Source organism: Bacillus cereus group sp. N24 (genome assembly GCF_016483345.1).
Lineage (GTDB): Bacteria > Bacillota > Bacilli > Bacillales > Bacillaceae_G > Bacillus_A > Bacillus_A toyonensis.
Genome location: NZ_JAEHCA010000011.1, coordinates 119865 through 136505 on the forward strand (window position 1 = coordinate 119865; position 16641 = coordinate 136505).

Here is a 16641-nt window from a genome sequence, read left to right on the forward strand (position 1 = left end):
AAATACTACTTAGTATTAAGTTTGTTATTAAGGGGCTGTGAACATGAATATAAAGCAATCGTTCAAACTTTTAGCTATGTTTTTAAGTGTCTTATTTGTATTATTCCCACTTCAAAAAGCATTCGCAGAAGTTATGGACCATACAAAATATGAAATGGATTGGAGTTATAGTAAGTCAAAGAAGAAACCAATTCGAACAGAACTTATTAAAACGGCAGATGGAAAAATTGCATTTTGCTTAAATGTAGATTTAAAATCTCCGAGCGGTCAAGACTTACCAGAAATGGGTAAAGTGGATATTAACGTGTACCGTGTACTGTTGAATGGATATCCACAAAAGAGCCCACAAGAATTAGGAGTATCTGATTGGAGAGAGGCGCATTATGCAACGCAGCTGGCAGTGTGGAATGCGTTAAAACAAATTGATGTTAATGATTTAGATTTCCGCAATAAAAATGTAGAGAAAGTAACGAAAGACATCGTTGCAAAAGCAAACGCTAGTGAAGAATTACAAGAAATTACGATGAGCGTAACTCCTACAGAAGAACAAGAAGCAGTATTAAAAAATGATTTCTTTGAAACAGGTTTATATACAGTAGAAACAAATGCAAAAAGCGGAACGTATAAAGTGCAAGCAACAGGTGCACCAGCTGGTGTGAAATTTGCAAATGAAAAAGGCGAAGCAAAAACGGAATTTAATGTAGGAGAAAAGTTCCGCATTTTAATTCCGAAACAAACACCAGCAGGTGGATTTAGCTTTAAAGTATCAGGGAATTTAACGAAATTACAAGGGATTGCGCATAAAGGAACACCAACAATTCAAAATGCAGTAGTATTACTTGAGCGTAGTGAAGAGAAAACAAGTCCGGAATTAGCGGTGAGTTGGAAAAAGTCTGAAGGACCACAGAAACCGAATAAACCGTATACTCCAAATGAGCCACATAAACCGAATCAAATTAAAAGATAGTATAAAAAGCATTGGCATTTGCCGATGCTTTTTATATACATGGATTAGAAGGAATGGAAAATACGAAAACATTGACAGAAAAATTTAATGGTATGTTATTTGGGTATGATATACATGACGTATTCTTTAAAATTACCAAACAAGGTTTCGAAAGAATAGAAGGTATACAAGAGGTAAAAGCTTAAAAATAAAAAAGCTCGTAAAACATAATGTTTTACGAGCTTTTTCTTATTATTCAGCTTCAGAAACTAATGTGAAGCGTTCGTTCACATGTTTTGGATTTTCGATTTCATCAAGTGCTGCTACTGCGAAGTCTTCGTAACTTACGTAGCTATCGCCTTTTGAGTTAACAAGAAGATTGTCTTTACCAGCTGTGTAAGAGCCAGTGCGTTTTCCTAATGCGAATAGTGCAGAAGGGCTGATGAATGTCCAAGTGATATCATTTGTTTGTTCCAAGATTTCTAAGTTTTTACCTTGGTTTTGAGCTGTTGCAAGGTATTCGCCTGGGAAACCTGGTGTATCAAATACACGTGTTGTTTTCTCTTCGTCTACAAATAAGCTTCCAGCTCCACCAACTACAAGTAATTTTGTATTTGGTGCACCTTTCACAGCTTCAATCAGTACATTTCCTGCATCTACGTGAAGATGCTCTTGTCCTGCTGGAGCACCGAAAGCATTTACAACTACATCGAATGCTTGTAGATCGTTAGATGTAAGAGCGAATACATCTTTCTCTAAAACTTTTACATTTTTTTCTGTAATTTTCGCAGCATTTCTTACAATTGCAGTAACTTCATGTCCACGATCTAATGCTTCTTTTAAAATACGGCTTCCAGCTTTACCAGTTGCTCCGATGATTCCGATTTTCATAATAAATCCCTCCAAAGTGTTTTGTTAAAGTGTATATCTGAAATGAATGAATGTAATGTAATTAGGTTAGTTACAACCTGATGTAACCATTATAGTTACAGTTATATATTTTTGTCAATGGTGTTGTTTATGAAATTATTTTTTGTTTTAGTATGCACAGCTACTGAAAGTGGAGTCATAAAAGAAGGATGTATTTACGTAGGGAAACCTAATATTTGGAAGTTGTGAGATGTCGAAAAATGTTGATTTTTGAATATTTTTTGAATATAATTCGATTTATGGAGAAAAGGAGGGGTTAATTGTATGAATATTTTAGATCAATTCGTTTCATCAACGAATACGATTCTTTGGTCATATGTTCTTATTGCAATGCTAATTGGTTTAGGGCTTTATTTTTCTATTAAATTAAAATTCGTACAAATTACTCATTTAGGAGAAATGGTTCGATTAATGAGTGATGGACTAACTGGTAAGACACGTAAAAAGGGTAGCGTATCTTCTTTCCAAGCGTTCTGTATGAGTTCAGCAGCTCGTATTGGTATCGGAAACTTAGCTGGTGTAGCGTTAGCTATTTCTATGGGAGGACCCGGAGCTGTATTTTGGATGTGGGTTATTGCAATTATCGGGGCGTCTTCAAGTTTCGTGGAAAGTACGCTTGCGCAAATTTATAAAATAAAAGATGGCAGTGGCTTCCGTGGTGGTCCTGCTTATTATATGGAAAAAGGTTTAAATAAACGTTGGATGGGAATTTGGTTCTCTATTCTAATCACAATTAGTTACGGTTTAATTTTCAACTCAGTACAAGCGAATACAGTTACGTTAGCATTTGAAAATGCATTCGGTTTAGAGCGTTATATTGTTGGGATTGTATTAGCGGCATTAGTTGCAGTTATTATTTTTGGTGGTGTGAAAAGTATTGCGCGTATGTCAGAAATGATTGTTCCGCCAATGGCACTTATTTATATTGCAGTAGCTATTTTCGTTGTTATTAAAAACTTCTATTTAATACCAGATGTATTTACAGAAATCTTTAAAGGTGCATTCGGTTTAGATTCAGCTGTAGGTGGCGGTATCGGTGCTGCAATGAAATTTGGTATTCAGCGCGGGTTATTTGCGAATGAAGCAGGTATGGGTAGTGCGCCGAACGCGGCAGCAACAGCTGATGTAACGCATCCAGCGAAACAAGGTTTTATTCAAACGATCGGGGTTTTAGTAGATACATTCTTAGTATGTACATCAACAGCGTTTATCGTATTATGTTCTGGTGCATATAAAGCAACAAATTTAGAAGGTATTGAATTAACACAAAACGCATTAAGTTCACAAATCGGCCCATGGGCAAGTAGCTTCTTAGCGATTATTATTTTCTTATTTGCATTTAGTTCACTTCTAGGAAACTACTATTATGGTGAAACGAATATTGAATTCATTAAACAAAGTAAAGCTTGGTTAACAATTTACCGTATTGCGGTAGTTGCAATGGTATTATTCGGTTCTGTTGCGACGCTTAAAGTCGTATGGAATATGGCGGATTTATTTATGGGTCTAATGGTAATTACAAACTTAATTGCGATTACACTTCTTGGACGATTTGCGTATGCTGCGTTGGCAGACTATGTAAAGCAAAAGAAACAAGGAAAAGATCCAGTCTTCAGTGCAGATTCTATTCCTGGTTTAACGAATACAGAGTGTTGGGATAAGCCAGCGGTAACGGATAAAGAAAAAGCAGTGTAATGAAAAGGCGAGCATCGAGAGGAATTTGATGCTCGCCTTTTTTGTTGTAGTAAATGATGAGAAGGGTGAAAGGTAATTATTAATATAATTTTTGTTTGTTCATTTCTCTCGTTATTTGTAGGTAACGTACTGTCTTAAAAGTATGATTGGTCGAATAGGATGAGTGATTGAGTAGTGGATAAATGCACGTATTGGTTATAGTTTTAAGTGGAAAACATATGTATGTTAAGAAATCTAACTTAATCATGTCATGAAACCTAACATAAAGTTCTTGATTACTAAAAGTTTTTAGAATATAATTTTCTTATTGTTAGGAAGAGGGGGCAATTCGATTATGGATTTTTTAGCTAAAGTAATTGGGGATGTAAATAATGTCCTTTGGTCATATATCATTATTGCGATGTTAATTGGATTAGGACTCTATTTTTCATTTCGTGTGAAATTCGTCCAAATTCGCTACTTCGGAGAAATGATTCGCCTACTTGGGGACGGGGCGAGTTCAAAGACGAGAAAAGCGCAAAAAGAAAAAAGCGGTGTATCATCATTCCAAGCATTTTGTATGAGTACAGCTTCTCGTGTAGGTACTGGTAACTTAGCTGGTGTAGCTATTGCAATCTCAGCAGGTGGTCCAGGTGCTGTATTTTGGATGTGGTTAATTGCGGTAATAGGGGGTGCTTCTGCGTTTGTAGAGAGCACATTAGCGCAAATTTATAAAGTAAAAGATGGGAACGCATTCCGTGGGGGCCCAGCGTATTATATGGAAAAGGGTTTAAAGAAACGCTGGTTAGGTGTTGTTTTCTCTGTTCTAATAACAGTGAGTTTCGGATTGATTTTTAATGCAGTGCAGTCAAACACAGTAGCGGCAGCTTTTGATGGCGCATTTAAAATGGATAGTAGACTTGTAGGTCTGTTTATGGCTGGTTTACTTGCAATCATTATTTTCGGTGGGGTTAAGCGAATTGCACGTGCAGTTGAAATGATTGTTCCAGTAATGGCAATTATATATGTAGCAGTTGCATTATTCGTTGTTGTAACAAACATTACGGCAATTCCGTATGTATTTAAAGAAATCTTCTTACATGCATTCGGAATTAAAGAAGTAGTTGGTGGGGGACTAGGAGCTGCGATTTTACTAGGAGTAAAACGTGGGTTATTCTCAAATGAAGCAGGTATGGGTAGTGCGCCGAACGCAGCAGCGACTGCGAACGTAACGCACCCAGTTAAACAAGGTTTCATTCAAACTTTAGGGGTATTTACAGATACATTATTAATTTGTAGTTGTACAGCGTTCATCATTTTATTATCTGATGTACCTGGTGCAGCTGATTTAAATGGAATTCAATTGACGCAACAAGCCTTAAGCCAACATATCGGACCGTGGGCATCCGTATTTGTAGCGGTTGCAATCTTCTTGTTTGCATTCAGCTCATTAGTAGGTAACTACTACTATGGTGAAACAAATATTGAGTTCTTAAATGGAAGTAAAGTGTTATTAACGGCATACCGCATTGCTGTACTTGGTATGGTTATGTTAGGATCTGTAGCAACAATTCAAATCGTTTGGGACTTAGCAGATTTATTTATGGGGATTATGGCTGTTATTAACTTAGTGGCAATTGTATTCCTTTCAAAGTACGCTTTCGCAGCGTTATCAGATTACGTAAAGCAAAAGAAACAAGGAAAAGATCCAGTCTTTTATGCGGAGTCTATTCCAGGGTTGAACAATACAGAGTGTTGGGATAAGCCGGAAGTAGCAGAGAAAGAAAAAGCTGTATAATAAAGTGAAACTTTAATCAGTGGGAGTTTTACTGCCCGGTAAATAGCGGGATAAAAGATGGAACGAGCATCAATGAAATTTGATGCTCGTTTTTTGTGTAGTTATAAAATAGGAGAAAGGGGCAAAATACGAACGTTAATGAGGGTTTTATAATAAAATGTATTTTTTTTAGAAAAGTGCGGATATGAGTTGGGATTTATGATAGAATGGAAAATGCCTTTGAGACAAGAGGTTTTATGATTTTTTATATCCAGTAAAGTGTTTTGGTGGAGAAATGGAAAGTTCGGATTATTTCTTGTTTTGAATGGTCAGACGTTCAACGTTAATGAAGAGTTAAATGGAGGATTTTATTAATGAAGTTTGTTATGTTTCTTGTAGGATTACTCGTTGTATTCGTACTCGGTTTTCTTATAAGTGCCGATCGAAAGAAGATTAAGTATAAACCAATCGCACTCATGCTTGTAATTCAGTTAGCATTATCGTATTTCTTATTAAATACGCAAGTGGGTTATATTTTAGTAAAAGGAATTTCAGATGGATTTGGCGCACTTCTTGGGTATGCGGAAGCTGGAATCGTTTTCGTATTTGGTGGCCTTGTTAATAAAGGAGAAGTTTCATTCTTCTTAACTGCATTATTACCAATCGTATTCTTCGCAGTATTAATCGGAATTCTACAACACTTTAAGATTTTACCGATATTTATTCGTGCTATTGGTACTTTGTTAAGTAAAGTAAATGGTTTAGGGAAATTAGAATCATATAATGCAGTAGCAGCTGCAATTGTTGGACAAGCGGAAGTATTTATTACAGTAAAAGATCAATTAAGTAAAATCCCAAAACATCGTTTATATACATTATGTGCATCTTCAATGTCGACAGTATCGATGTCAATCGTTGGTTCTTATATGAAAATGATCGAGCCAAAATATGTAGTAACAGCACTTGTATTAAATTTATTTAGTGGTTTCATTATTATTCATATTATTAACCCGTACGATATTACGGAAGAAGAAGATACACTGAAGTTAGAAAATAAGAAAAAGCAATCATTCTTTGAAATGTTAAGCGAATATATTATGCTTGGTTTCATGATTGCAATTACGGTAGCAGCAATGTTACTTGGTTTCGTAGCATTAATTACAGCAATCAATAGCTTGTTTGATTCAGTGTTCGGTATTACATTCCAAGCTATTTTAGGATATATTTTCTCACCATTAGCATTCGTAATGGGTATCCCGCAAGCAGAGATGGTAACAGCGGGACAAATTATGGCAACAAAATTAGTATCAAACGAGTTTGTTGCGATGCTTGATCTTGGCAAAGTAGCTGGTGATTTATCAGCTCGTACAGTAGGTATTCTTTCTGTATTCCTTGTATCATTTGCGAACTTCTCATCAATTGGAATTATCGCAGGTGCAACGAAAGGTATCGATGAAAACCAATCAAATGTTGTATCATCATTCGGTTTACGTCTTGTGTATGGTGCGACATTAGTAAGTATATTATCAGCGATTATCGTTGGTGTTATGCTATAAAAAAGAATGGTTCTAGCTCATAGCTAGGGCCGTTTTTTATGGTTAATTTACATAAAAAACCAATTAATTAGGAATATATTAACATATAAAAATCTTTTAAAATTTATATTGCATTTCGTCTAGATAACGCTTACAATTTGATTTGTAGGTGGTATCAATTTCAGACTTTTAATACGGTAGGAGAGAAGAGGCTACCTTTTATAAATTGCAATTTATGTAAACGCTTACTGATTTTAGATAACAGTTGAATAGTATTTAGGGGTTTTAAATTTTTTAACATCAATGGTCAGACGTCATTCGTTATACGTTATACGACCAATAACTCGTGGAAGAAGTGGAGGATTCACATATGAAAATAGTAATGTTTCTAGTTGGTTTACTTGTAGTGTTTGTACTAGGTTTCCTTATAAGTTCAGATCGTAAGAAAATTAAATATAAGCCAATTGCACTTATGCTTGTCATTCAATTGGTACTTGCGTATTTCTTATTAAATACAAAGGTCGGATTTGTATTAGTAAAAGGGATTGCAGATGGATTTGGCGCTATTTTAAAATTTGCGGAAGCTGGGGTTAATTTCGTATTTGGTGGTTTAGCGAACGATGGACAAGCACCATTCTTCTTAACAGTATTATTACCGATCATTTTCTTAGCGGTATTAATCGGGATCTTGCAACATATTAAAGTTTTACCGATTATCATTCGTGCAGTCGGTTTCGTACTAAGTAAAATTAACGGTTTAGGAAAACTAGAATCATATAATGCGGTAGCAGCTGCAATTGTTGGTCAAGGTGAAGTGTTTATTACAGTAAAAGATCAATTAAGCAAATTACCGAAAAATCGTTTATACACACTTTGTGCATCTTCAATGTCAACAGTATCAATGTCAATCGTCGGTTCTTATATGAAAATGATTGATCCAAAATATGTAGTAACAGCACTTGTATTAAACTTATTTAGTGGATTCATTATCGTTCATATTATCAATCCATATGAAGTAAAAGAAGAAGACGATATTTTAGAATTACAAGAAGATAAGAAACAAACATTCTTTGAAATGTTAGGCGAATATATTATGCTTGGTTTCTCTATCGCTGTAACAGTAGCGGCGATGTTAATCGGTTTCGTAGCATTAATTACAGCAATTAACGGTGTATTCGATTCAATTTTCGGAATCACATTCCAAAGCATTTTAGGATATATCTTCTCACCATTAGCATTCGTAATGGGTATTCCAACATCAGAGATGCTAGCAGCGGGACAAATTATGGCAACAAAATTAGTAACGAACGAATTCGTTGCAATGCTTGACCTTGGAAAAGTAGCTGGTGATTTATCAACTCGTACAGTAGGTATTTTATCTATCTTCCTTGTATCATTTGCGAACTTCTCATCTATCGGAATTATCGCAGGTGCAACAAAGAGTATCGATGGCAAACAAGCAAATGTTGTATCATCATTCGGACTAAAACTTGTATACGGTGCAACGTTAGTAAGTATATTATCAGCGATTATTGTTGGGGTTATGCTTTAATAAATTAAGAAAAGCAATGAGCGTAGGCTCATTGCTTTTTTTGTTTAACTTGCTTTATCCAAGTCTTTTTTAAATCGTGGTCTCTCTAAATAAGTTCCCATTCTCCACGCATATTCTATAGGGCCCATTTGGTATTTTTGTAGCCAATAGGCGCTAACGAATAATTGAATTGTATAAATTCCAATGGTCAAAAGAATACCGAAGAAATATCCGATTTTACCGAATAAGCCAAAGCCGTATGCGTAAAAAATTGTTGTTGTGATAATGGATTGAGCTAAGTAATTACTAACCGACATTTTCCCCATATTCGCCATATATGTTAGTAAGCGCGATGCTTTTTTGTAATGGAATAATAAAATAATGGTGCTTCCGTAAAAGAATGTCATGGTTACTGATGTAAGGCCATCTTGTAACATAATTAAAATTGGATGCTTTACGAACATGGCTAAGATTTTAATTGTAAAAGAGAAAATACCAGTGATAAGCCAAATCTTTTTGATAGAAGGTATGTGTTTATCAATCTCAAATAGCCAGCCCTTTTTTCCTACATACATTCCGAGTAAGAAAAGTGGGGACATAAAAATTATTGCGAAAATTGATATGAAAACTAGTCCGAAGAAACCGTTAATCCCAATATAATCGAAAGGACTTTCAGTTAACCTAAAGTTGACATGATCCATATAGCTTCCAGTTTCATGAACTTTATGCTCTTTTTCAATATAAGGAGCAAAATCATTAATATTTGTATTTGGATCAGTTTGATAAGACATAAGTGTAATGAGTGCGAGTAGAATAGTTGCCCAAATCAATAATGTTTTTGGTTTTCTATTTATAAACATCATTAAGAAAATCCCGATAAGTCCGTATGCAAATAAAATATCTCCGGACCAAATAAAGGTACCGTGAATGAAACCTAGTAGTAAAAGAATGCTAATACGTCTTATATATGTGGGGAAAAACTTTTTTCCTTTTGCGATAATACTTTTTTGTAACAAAATAATGCTAAGCCCAAATAAAAAAGAGAATAGGGAAATGAAATTTTGTGTGCCGAAAAATTGAATAAACCAATTAGCACTTTCATCGAGTTTTCCGAAAATATAAGTGGGTTTTTCATTAGCGAATAACCCGAATTGAATTAATGTTATATTAACAAGTAAAATGCCAAATAAAGCGAAACCACGAATTGCATCAACAGCTTCTACACGTTGACTCATTTTTTCTCTCCTCACATATTGTTTTATCCAGCATTAACGAGCAGTAAGACTCCCACCTCAAAATTTGGCGGGGGCAAAGAGGTTAGGTGGGAGATCAACTGCCTGTAAAGACCCGATTAGTTCAACTAATAATCCGTGGTGGATGAACGCCCCCCCACGGACCAAAGTTTCACTTTATATTGAAAATAATACCATTTTTTAACTAGTTCTATGTCAAATGCTAGGAAATTTAAGGTGATTTTAAGATAGAAAGCAAATAAAAAAATCACCTTAATACACTCATTAAGGTGATTAAAATATTACTCAGCTGGAGGCGTAAATGTACGTTTCTCTAATTCAGCATCTAGCATAAATAGTGCGTTTGAATCGCTTGTAATACGTTTTAATTTTTGAATGATGCTATCGAATGAAGCTTCTTCTTCTACTTGCTCATCAACGAACCATTTTAAGAATGTAATTGTTGCATGCTCACGCTCATCCCAAGCAATATCAGATAAGTGATAAATACGTTTCGTTACTTCACGCTCGTGCTCAAGTGCGACTTCAAAAGCGTTCAATACAGATTCATATTCGTTATTTGGATTATCGAATCCAGTAATAATAGCGCGCTCACCGCGGTCGTTAATATAGTTGTAAAGCTTCATTGCGTGGAAACGCTCTTCTTCAGCTTGTACAAGGAAAAAGTTAGCGAATCCATCATAGCTCTCAGCTGTACAGTAAGCAGCCATTGCCATATAAGCGTGGGCAGAGTAAAATTCAAAGTTCATTTGTTCATTTAATGCGTCGTGCAATTTTTTAGATAACATAAAATCCCCCTTATTATTGTGACAAGAATATTATACCATAATTGATAATATTCTCATTTGAGTGCTTCGAACCTTTTCGAAAGCTTTGTGACGTGTGCGTCCATAATGTCTTGTAAATCCAAATCATATTTTTGCGAAAGAATAATAAGGTTAGATAGTACATCACCAAGTTCTTCTTTTAGTTCTTGTTTTAGCTCTTCTTCTGTTTTCGCATCTTCATCGGGACGATCGCGGCCGATTTCAATAGCGCGAACAACTCGTGAAACTTCTCCAACTTCTTCAGTTAAGAAATTTAAGCGAATAAAGGCATTATACTGTGACCAGCTTCGTTTTTCGTAAAATTCCTCAACCCATCTTTGAAATGCAACGATATCCATTTCTTCCTCATCTCCTCAATATGTTGTACAATGTCAATTGTATCATAACAATATATAGTTTCGGGGTGTAGGAATGAGAAAGATTTGTGTGTTTGCAGGTTCCAATTTAGGGGAGAGACCAGAGTTTAAAGAGCAGGCAATTGAATTAGGTAAAATGTTTGTTGAGAATGACTATGAGCTTGTATATGGCGGTTCATGCGTCGGATTAATGGGAGAAGTAGCAAACGAAGTTCTTCGTTTAGGCGGACGTGTAACAGGTGTTATGCCGCGTGGTCTATTTCGAGGAGAAATCGTACATACAGGATTAACAGAATTAATTGAAGTAGAAACGATGCATGAGCGCAAGGCGAAAATGGCAGAGCTTGCGGATGCTTTCATTGCATTACCAGGCGGATATGGAACGTTTGAAGAGCTCTTTGAAGTAGTATGTTGGTCACAAATTGGTATACATAATAAGCCGGTTGGTTTATTGAACATAAAAGACTTTTACGGACCAATTTTGCAAATGGTTGAACGGGCAGCAGAAGAAGGCTTTATGAATCCATCGAATAAAGAGTTAATTGTTTCCGCTGAGACGGCAGATAAACTAATTCATGAAATCCAAAATTACGAGCGTCCTGTCTTGGGGACGAAGTGGAAGCAATTATCATAGTACGTTTTTATAGCGATTTATAGAAACACATGTCTTTTTTATCGTAAAAAGACATGTGTTTTTAATTCAGTTAAATATATTAATGTTATAATATATAGTTTTCCGGAAAGGAGAAATAGATGGAGAAGTTTGTGTATTTACGTCCTGTTTTTAAAAGTATTTTAGCAGCGTCTATTCTTGTTATGCTAATTGTTTTAAGACAGAAGAAAGAGCTGATTAATGAGTTTTCGCTTTGGTTTATTTTGATATTGTGTGTTGGTGTTTCAGCGATAACATTGTTTATGTCTGGATTTATCGTTGATGAGTATAGTCTAGGTGGAGATGGACAATCGTTTTGTATGTTTATTGCGATTGGTTGTATCAGTGGTTTGAATTTTGTTATTTATTATAGACGGAAATAAAAGAAGGCATTCCATATTACTTTGGAATGCCTTTATCATTTTGATTACTTTGTTTTTTATACAGGTACCAGCCACCCCAGCCGCCACCAATTGCTACAACAACGAGGAAAGCATAGTCTTTAACCTCGACACGTATATTGAAAATATTAGCTATAAGTAAGACGATTCCAACTGTTATTAACGCAAAAAATGCTCTAATTAAGTAGTCTTTCAACTGAACCACTCCCGCCATTTAAGTAGTAAATGATGAATTTGGAAAAGCTTTTTGGATCTATTTTACTAAAAGGTGTTTCCTATATTTTAACATAGATGAGATTGTAATATATTGATAAAAGTAGGGCGAGGGGTGTGTTAATATTGTCGTGATTTGTCGGTAAATTGATATCCTTTATCGAATCGTTGATATATTGCTTGTAATGATCGATATAATGAAAAAATCGTTGATATATTGCGAGTTATGATCGATATATTTGAAAAATCGTTGATATAATTTCGTGTACCGTTAAATGCAACCATTACATAAAAAAAGCGACTCTGAACGAGTCGCTTCCGCTTTTAATCTATTATTGATTCAAGAACGCACGTAGCATCCAAGCGTGTTTTTCTAGTTCTGTGTAGATGCCTAGTAGTAGGTCAGATGTCATTTCATCGTCAGAGTCTTGAGCGATTTCCATGCCTTTTTTCAGTTCGACTAGCATCATTTCGTAGTCTTTCATGATTGCCTCGACCATCCCTTCTGCAGTTTCTCCGTAAGCTGCTTCTTGAATAGAAGATAGTTCTAAGTATTCTTTCATTGTTGCTACTGGTTTGCCGCCAATTGCTAAAATGCGTTCTGCAATTTCATCGATGTGAGTAGCTGATTCTGTGTAAAGTTCTTCGAATTTCTCGTGTAATGTGAAGAATTGAGGTCCTTTTACGTACCAATGGAAGTTGTGTAATTTTGTAAATAAAACGCTCCAGTCTGCTACTTGTTTGTTTAATACTTCGATTACTTGTTTGTTCATTATGATCAATCTCCTTTTGAGTTGTTATGTTATATCAATTACTAATTTATAATTATTATAATCTAGTAATTTGTATAAATCAACCCTTTTGCTGGAATTAATTTGAACAAATTATGAACTGTTGTAAATAAAAGGCCCTATTACGGTGAAGTAATAGGGCCTTTGTTTGTTAAACAGCCTTTTGTTTTTCTTCTACATCCTGCCCATCCCAACACTCTGTATTCTGTAAGCCAGGGATAGAACTTGCAAGGAAGACAGGATCTTTACCTTGTTTCTTTTGCTTAATGTAGTCTACTAATGCTGCATAGGCAAATTTGCTAAGGAATGAGATGGCAATTAAGTTTGTGAATACCATTAGTCCCATGAATAAATCAGCTAAACTCCAAACAGTTTGAAGGGCAGCGATTGATCCGAAGAATACCATTCCGACAACTGCAACGCGATAAATCATTAACCATGTTTTGCTTTCTTTAATGAATGCGATGTTTGTTTCACCATAATAGTAGTTTCCTAGTAAAGAGCTGAAAGCGAAGAGGAAAATAATAATCGCTAAGAAAGTGCTTGCCCACGGTCCAATTTGTGAACTTAATGCTTGCTGTGTTAATTCAATACCTTCTAAATTTGATCCTTTGTAAAGTCCAGAACATAATACGATAAACGCTGTTGATGTACATACTAAGAATGTATCTACGAAAACACCTAATGCTTGAACAAGTCCTTGTTTTACAGGATGAGATACATCAGATGTTGCTGCTGCATTAGGAGAGCTCCCCATACCTGCTTCTGTCGCGAATAAACCGCGTTGGATTCCGAACTTGATAGCTGCTCCAATACCACCAGCGATGGCTTGGTCTAAACCGAATGCACCGTTAAAGATTTCCATGAAAATGCTTGGTAACATATTGAAGTTGTTAATCACGACAAAAATAGCCACACCAATATAAACAATTGCCATTGGGGGAACAATCATTTCTGTAATGCGTGAAATGCTCTTAATACCGCCAAAAATAATAACTGCAACTAATAAAGCTAGTAGAGCTCCTACAATCGTTCGCTCTAATCCGAAAGCATTTTCAAACGCTATTGTTACTGTATTTGCTTGTACTGAATTGAAAATTAATCCGTACGCAACTGTAATGAGAAGTGAAAACCAGACACCCATCCAGCGTTTGTTTAACCCTTTTTCCATGTAATATGCTGGGCCACCACGGAACCTGCGTCCATCTTTTACTTTATAAATTTGCGCGAGCGTACATTCTACAAAACTAGTAGCTGCTCCGAGAATCGCGATAAACCACATCCAAAATATTGCACCAGGTCCTCCCATTGAAATTGCTAATGCTACACCAGCTAAGTTCCCGATACCGATACGTGCGGCTGCACTTAAGCAAAATGCTTGGAATGGAGAGATGCTATCTTTCTTTTTTTCTTTTCGATTAAATCCTTTACTAATTAAACTGACCATCTCGCTGAAATGAGTAATTTGGACAAATTTTAATTTGAAAGAGAAATAAAGACCGAAGCCGATTAGCATTGCAATAAGAATATATGACCATAAAATATTATTCGTTACCTCAAGGAATCTGCTAAAGATATCAACCATATAATACACTTCCTTTTTTCCGTAATAAGAAAATTATATGCAAAAAATATACTAGAATCAATTTTTCTAAAAAATGATGTTACTTAAATGTATTTTATGTTATGATTATGTTACATCGTAATATTTTTAGAATTATTTACATTTTAAAAAACTAAATGTAAAGCGAGAAAGTGGGGATAATTTGAAAGAAGAAACTTTATTGAAAGTAAGCCTTGAGAGTTTAAAAATGAGAAGCAATGTATTTTTTATCGTTACATCTTCAAGTATTTTTCTAGGGGCCACTTATTATTACAATAAAAGATTTCCAAATCATAAGTATCCGGAGTGGTTAGAATTTCTAAAATTGGTTGGATGAACAAAAGACTGAAAAACAGAAAATTCAAATAAAATTGTTGAGGAGGAGCTAAATATGAATATTAGAGAAAGTGAACTTCCAGGTATTGGGTATAAATTTCAAATCGTTACGAAAGGTAACGAAAAAATGGTGATTGTGATTCATGATGACGGACGTAGAGAAATGTATCATTTTGATTCAGATCATGAAGAAAGTATTTCTAGTATTTCATTACGTGACTCAGAAGCAAGACAAGTTGCAGCAATATTAGGTGGAATGGTATATAAGCCTAGGGCATTAGAAAATGTTGAGATGGTCTTTGAAGGTTTAGCGATTGAGTGGTTTAAAGTGGAGAATGCAGCTCCAGCAATCGGAAAAACAATTGGTGATCTTGAAATAAGAAAAACGTATAGCGTAACGATAATTGCAGTTATGAAAAAGAATATGAAAAAGCTATTTAATCCAGGACCAGAAACAGTAATTGAAGAAGGCGATATGCTAGTAGTTTCAGGTGAGAGAGAAGAAATTAAAAAAATTATTAATGAGTTACTTTCGAATAGGGGGACTGACTAGATGGATACTTTAATTTTTGAAGTTGGTACAGCTTTGGTTCTAGTGGCAATTGCGGCAGTAATCGCTGGAAAGTTTAAGTTCTCAGTAATTCCTTTTCTAATTGTTCTTGGCATGTTAGTAGGGCCGCACGCACCGACAATAGGTGTTATCGATCTCAAATTTATTGAAAGTGCAAGTGTAATATCCTTCCTTGGAAGAATCGGTGTTCTGTTCCTTCTCTTCTATTTAGGGCTAGAATTTTCGATGAAAAAACTAATTAAATCCGGACGTTCTATTGCGATCGGCGGAACAATCTATATTTTAATTAACTTTTCACTTGGATTATTATACGGGTTTATCATGGGATTCCCATTACTAGAAATCTTAATTATTGCGGGTATTATTACGATTTCTTCTAGTGCCATCGTTGCAAAAGTATTAGTGGATTTAAGAAGAACTGGTAATAATGAAACCGAATTAATTTTAGGAATTATTATGTTTGAAGATATATTCCTTGCTGTATATTTATCAGTCGTTTCTGGTTTAGTACTTGGGGATCATGCTTCCTTCTTAGGTGCTCTTACTTCAATTGGAATTGCTTTAGGATATATGCTTCTATTCTTTATTGTGGCTAGAAAAGCAACGCCGTTATTAAATAAATTGCTCAATATTAGTTCAGATGAAATCTTTATTATTGTAGTATTTGCTTCGTTATTCTTCATCGCTGGTTTTTCAGAAACAATTCACGTTGCAGAAGCAATCGGAGCACTTCTTTTAGGATTAGTTTTCTCTGAGACAGAGCATAGTGATCGAATTGAACATCTTGTTGTTCCATTTAGAGACTTTTTCGGAGCAATTTTCTTCTTCAGCTTCGGGTTAAGTATCGATCCGTTCTCGTTAGGCGGAGCAATATGGTTAACGCTAGGTGCGGTACTTCTTACGATAATCGGTAACTTTGTAGCAGGGATGATTGCAGGAAGACAAGCTGGATTATCTCATAAAGCTTCTACAAATATTGGATTAACAATCGTTTCAAGGGGAGAATTCTCCATCATTATGGCTAATATCGGTATCGCTGGTGGTTTAATGTCAGTGTTAAAACCATTCTCAGCACTATACGTGCTTATACTATCCATCTTAGGCCCACTTCTGACAAAAGAGTCAAAGAATGTATATAAATTTTTAAATAAAATCTTTAAGTGGGATACGAAGACTAACTAAATTTTAAAAAATAAAAGTACAAGATACTTACTGCTTGTACTTTTATTTTTGGTAACGAAAACA

Annotated in this window: 17 protein-coding genes; 10 read left to right on the top strand and 7 right to left on the bottom strand. The window is 35.2% G+C overall.

The features are described 5' to 3' along the window. Nucleotides 1-43 precede the first annotated feature (43 nt). Both JDS95_RS17310 and JDS95_RS17315 read left to right on the top strand, forming a co-directional pair. Nucleotides 44-967, top strand: coding sequence for a thioester domain-containing protein (locus tag JDS95_RS17310; protein ID WP_001022527.1), 924 nt, complete (start codon nt 44-46; stop codon nt 965-967). A 53-nt stretch (nt 968-1020) separates the two neighbouring features. Beyond that, complete coding sequence (locus tag JDS95_RS17315; protein ID WP_085450736.1) at nt 1021-1152, top strand: enterotoxin; 132 nt, start codon at nt 1021-1023, stop codon at nt 1150-1152. Between the two features lie 46 nt (nt 1153-1198). Here the strand turns inward: JDS95_RS17315 and JDS95_RS17320 are convergent, their stop codons facing one another. Beyond that, nucleotides 1199-1837, bottom strand: a complete 639-nt coding sequence (locus tag JDS95_RS17320) for an NAD(P)-dependent oxidoreductase (protein WP_000689916.1) — start codon at nt 1835-1837, stop codon at nt 1199-1201. A gap of 303 nt (nt 1838-2140) precedes the next feature. On the opposite strand from JDS95_RS17320, the gene JDS95_RS17325 reads away from it, so the two are divergent. The 4 genes from JDS95_RS17325 to JDS95_RS17340 all read left to right on the top strand — a co-directional run bounded on the left by JDS95_RS17325 (nt 2141) and on the right by JDS95_RS17340 (nt 8414). Continuing rightward, the gene (locus JDS95_RS17325; RefSeq protein ID WP_001022880.1) at nt 2141-3571 is read left to right on the top strand and encodes an alanine/glycine:cation symporter family protein; all 1431 of its coding nucleotides are present in this window, start codon (nt 2141-2143) and stop codon (nt 3569-3571) included. 334 nt (nt 3572-3905) lie between these two features. Further along, nucleotides 3906-5348: an alanine/glycine:cation symporter family protein gene (locus tag JDS95_RS17330; RefSeq protein WP_000346395.1), complete on the top strand. Its 1443-nt coding sequence runs from the start codon at nt 3906-3908 to the stop codon at nt 5346-5348. A gap of 353 nt (nt 5349-5701) precedes the next feature. After that, the gene (locus JDS95_RS17335) at nt 5702-6883 is read left to right on the top strand and encodes a NupC/NupG family nucleoside CNT transporter (protein ID WP_199690696.1); all 1182 of its coding nucleotides are present in this window, start codon (nt 5702-5704) and stop codon (nt 6881-6883) included. Between the two features lie 349 nt (nt 6884-7232). Continuing rightward, a complete protein-coding gene (locus tag JDS95_RS17340; protein WP_000706852.1) occupies nt 7233-8414 on the top strand; it encodes a NupC/NupG family nucleoside CNT transporter in 1182 nt (393 codons plus the stop codon). A gap of 44 nt (nt 8415-8458) precedes the next feature. Here the strand turns inward: JDS95_RS17340 and JDS95_RS17345 are convergent, their stop codons facing one another. From JDS95_RS17345 to JDS95_RS17355, 3 genes are all read right to left on the bottom strand, one after another. Further along, nucleotides 8459-9628 (bottom strand): DUF418 domain-containing protein, encoded by a 1170-nt coding sequence (locus tag JDS95_RS17345; protein WP_000083135.1) that lies wholly within the window; start codon nt 9626-9628, stop codon nt 8459-8461. 299 nt (nt 9629-9927) lie between these two features. Beyond that, a complete protein-coding gene (locus JDS95_RS17350) occupies nt 9928-10434 on the bottom strand; it encodes a ferritin (protein WP_000949400.1) in 507 nt (168 codons plus the stop codon). A gap of 53 nt (nt 10435-10487) precedes the next feature. Further along, nucleotides 10488-10811: a MazG nucleotide pyrophosphohydrolase domain-containing protein gene (locus JDS95_RS17355; RefSeq protein WP_000355745.1), complete on the bottom strand. Its 324-nt coding sequence runs from the start codon at nt 10809-10811 to the stop codon at nt 10488-10490. Nucleotides 10812-10884: 73 nt separating this feature from the next. Between JDS95_RS17355 and JDS95_RS17360 the strand changes: the two genes are divergently transcribed. Together JDS95_RS17360 and JDS95_RS17365 are read left to right on the top strand one after the other, a co-directional pair. Beyond that, nucleotides 10885-11463 (top strand): LOG family protein, encoded by a 579-nt coding sequence (locus JDS95_RS17360; protein WP_001225739.1) that lies wholly within the window; start codon nt 10885-10887, stop codon nt 11461-11463. 119 nt (nt 11464-11582) lie between these two features. Continuing rightward, a complete protein-coding gene (locus JDS95_RS17365) occupies nt 11583-11864 on the top strand; it encodes a hypothetical protein (RefSeq protein ID WP_000410658.1) in 282 nt (93 codons plus the stop codon). Between the two features lie 16 nt (nt 11865-11880). Here JDS95_RS17365 and JDS95_RS17370 read toward each other — a convergent pair whose 3' ends face one another. From JDS95_RS17370 to JDS95_RS17380, 3 genes are all read right to left on the bottom strand, one after another. After that, nucleotides 11881-12078: a hypothetical protein gene (locus JDS95_RS17370; protein WP_000656329.1), complete on the bottom strand. Its 198-nt coding sequence runs from the start codon at nt 12076-12078 to the stop codon at nt 11881-11883. 349 nt (nt 12079-12427) lie between these two features. Beyond that, nucleotides 12428-12868: a Dps family protein gene (locus JDS95_RS17375; RefSeq protein ID WP_001041895.1), complete on the bottom strand. Its 441-nt coding sequence runs from the start codon at nt 12866-12868 to the stop codon at nt 12428-12430. Nucleotides 12869-13037: 169 nt separating this feature from the next. Next, complete coding sequence (locus JDS95_RS17380) at nt 13038-14471, bottom strand: alanine/glycine:cation symporter family protein (RefSeq protein ID WP_000227600.1); 1434 nt, start codon at nt 14469-14471, stop codon at nt 13038-13040. A gap of 409 nt (nt 14472-14880) precedes the next feature. On the opposite strand from JDS95_RS17380, the gene JDS95_RS17385 reads away from it, so the two are divergent. Together JDS95_RS17385 and JDS95_RS17390 are read left to right on the top strand one after the other, a co-directional pair. Then, nucleotides 14881-15378: a cation:proton antiporter regulatory subunit gene (locus tag JDS95_RS17385; protein WP_001026079.1), complete on the top strand. Its 498-nt coding sequence runs from the start codon at nt 14881-14883 to the stop codon at nt 15376-15378. Continuing rightward, entirely contained in the window at nt 15379-16578 is a 1200-nt protein-coding gene (locus tag JDS95_RS17390) for a cation:proton antiporter (RefSeq protein WP_000380223.1), read from the top strand. Nucleotides 16579-16641: the final 63 nt, after the last annotated feature.

What these genes read in the sequence shown, in the direction of transcription:
- JDS95_RS17345 (WP_000083135.1), bottom strand. Translation starts at nt 9,628, where the DNA reads ATGAGTCAACGTGTAGAAGCTGTTGATGCAATTCGTGGTTTCGCTTTA.
- JDS95_RS17360 (WP_001225739.1), top strand. Translation starts at nt 10,885, where the DNA reads ATGAGAAAGATTTGTGTGTTTGCAGGTTCCAATTTAGGGGAGAGACCA.
- JDS95_RS17330 (WP_000346395.1), top strand. Translation starts at nt 3,906, where the DNA reads ATGGATTTTTTAGCTAAAGTAATTGGGGATGTAAATAATGTCCTTTGG.
- JDS95_RS17320 (WP_000689916.1), bottom strand. Translation starts at nt 1,837, where the DNA reads ATGAAAATCGGAATCATCGGAGCAACTGGTAAAGCTGGAAGCCGTATT.
- JDS95_RS17310 (WP_001022527.1), top strand. Translation starts at nt 44, where the DNA reads ATGAATATAAAGCAATCGTTCAAACTTTTAGCTATGTTTTTAAGTGTC.
- JDS95_RS17350 (WP_000949400.1), bottom strand. Translation starts at nt 10,434, where the DNA reads ATGTTATCTAAAAAATTGCACGACGCATTAAATGAACAAATGAACTTT.
- JDS95_RS17315 (WP_085450736.1), top strand. Translation starts at nt 1,021, where the DNA reads ATGGAAAATACGAAAACATTGACAGAAAAATTTAATGGTATGTTATTT.
- JDS95_RS17325 (WP_001022880.1), top strand. Translation starts at nt 2,141, where the DNA reads ATGAATATTTTAGATCAATTCGTTTCATCAACGAATACGATTCTTTGG.
- JDS95_RS17355 (WP_000355745.1), bottom strand. Translation starts at nt 10,811, where the DNA reads ATGGATATCGTTGCATTTCAAAGATGGGTTGAGGAATTTTACGAAAAA.
- JDS95_RS17375 (WP_001041895.1), bottom strand. Translation starts at nt 12,868, where the DNA reads ATGAACAAACAAGTAATCGAAGTATTAAACAAACAAGTAGCAGACTGG.
- JDS95_RS17340 (WP_000706852.1), top strand. Translation starts at nt 7,233, where the DNA reads ATGAAAATAGTAATGTTTCTAGTTGGTTTACTTGTAGTGTTTGTACTA.
- JDS95_RS17390 (WP_000380223.1), top strand. Translation starts at nt 15,379, where the DNA reads ATGGATACTTTAATTTTTGAAGTTGGTACAGCTTTGGTTCTAGTGGCA.
- JDS95_RS17365 (WP_000410658.1), top strand. Translation starts at nt 11,583, where the DNA reads ATGGAGAAGTTTGTGTATTTACGTCCTGTTTTTAAAAGTATTTTAGCA.
- JDS95_RS17335 (WP_199690696.1), top strand. Translation starts at nt 5,702, where the DNA reads ATGAAGTTTGTTATGTTTCTTGTAGGATTACTCGTTGTATTCGTACTC.
- JDS95_RS17385 (WP_001026079.1), top strand. Translation starts at nt 14,881, where the DNA reads ATGAATATTAGAGAAAGTGAACTTCCAGGTATTGGGTATAAATTTCAA.
- JDS95_RS17380 (WP_000227600.1), bottom strand. Translation starts at nt 14,471, where the DNA reads ATGGTTGATATCTTTAGCAGATTCCTTGAGGTAACGAATAATATTTTA.